Consider the following 772-nt stretch of genomic DNA (forward strand, 5'->3'; position numbering starts at 1 on the left):
AAGGCTCTTAAAATCCCTTGGCGGCAGTGACCGGCTGCGCCCCGGGGTGAAGCGCTTCTCAACTTTTTAGCATATGGACGTAAGTCCAATGAGCTAAAAAAGAGAGGCAATCTCTCACGAGATTCTACCCGAGTTCGACAGTTTGAAACCTTTTTTGGACAAACAAAATTTACAAAATGCTTTTAAATCACGGCAGATTCGGGTGACTATCCAGAAAAACGGCGAGATTTTCATAGGCACACGTTTGTTAAGTTTTTACTTTACAATTAGCTATTTATAATATACAATATAGGCATGTACATACGTCGAGTCACTCGGAAAAACAAAGATGGATCAGTCACTGCTTATCTCCAACTTGCTCACAATGAATGGGATCCGAAGGCCAAATATGCAAAAGCGAAGGTGATCTATTCTTTCGGTCGGGAAGATGAATTGGACCGTGCGGTCCTGGAGCGTCTGGCCAAGAGCATTTCGCGATTCCTTTCCCCAGAACAAGCGTTTGAAGCCCGTGAAGCGATTGGAGAAGCAGCCGATTTCTTGTTTCAGTCCTGCAAGCGTTTGGGCGGTGTTTGGATGCTGGATCAGCTCTGGCGCAAATCAGGGATGGATCGGATTCTTCAGCAACTGTTTGCTTCTCGCCATCATCAGCTGGATATCGAACGGCTGATCTTTGCCATGGTGGCCAATCGCGCCCTGGCCCCCTCCAGCAAATTAGCCATGGAAGATTGGGTTCGGGAAGACGTCTACATTCCCGGGCTGTCCCAAGTGGCGA

The 772-nt window shown here is 47.7% G+C and carries 1 protein-coding gene and 1 pseudogene; one reads left to right on the forward strand and one right to left on the reverse strand.

Features of this window, described 5'->3' with window-relative positions; translation table 11 throughout:
• A pseudogene (locus IEW48_RS17825) lies at positions 1–131 on the reverse strand (transposase); the annotation flags it as partial.
• Between the two features lie 163 nt (positions 132–294).
• Between IEW48_RS17825 and IEW48_RS16795 the strand changes: the two are divergent.
• The coding region (locus IEW48_RS16795) for an IS1634 family transposase N-terminal domain-related protein (RefSeq protein WP_503826756.1) at positions 295–772 on the forward strand (478 nt) is incomplete at its 3' end.

The sequence above is a fragment of the Caldalkalibacillus thermarum genome (genome assembly GCF_014644735.1).
GTDB lineage: Bacteria > Bacillota > Bacilli > Caldalkalibacillales > Caldalkalibacillaceae > Caldalkalibacillus > Caldalkalibacillus thermarum.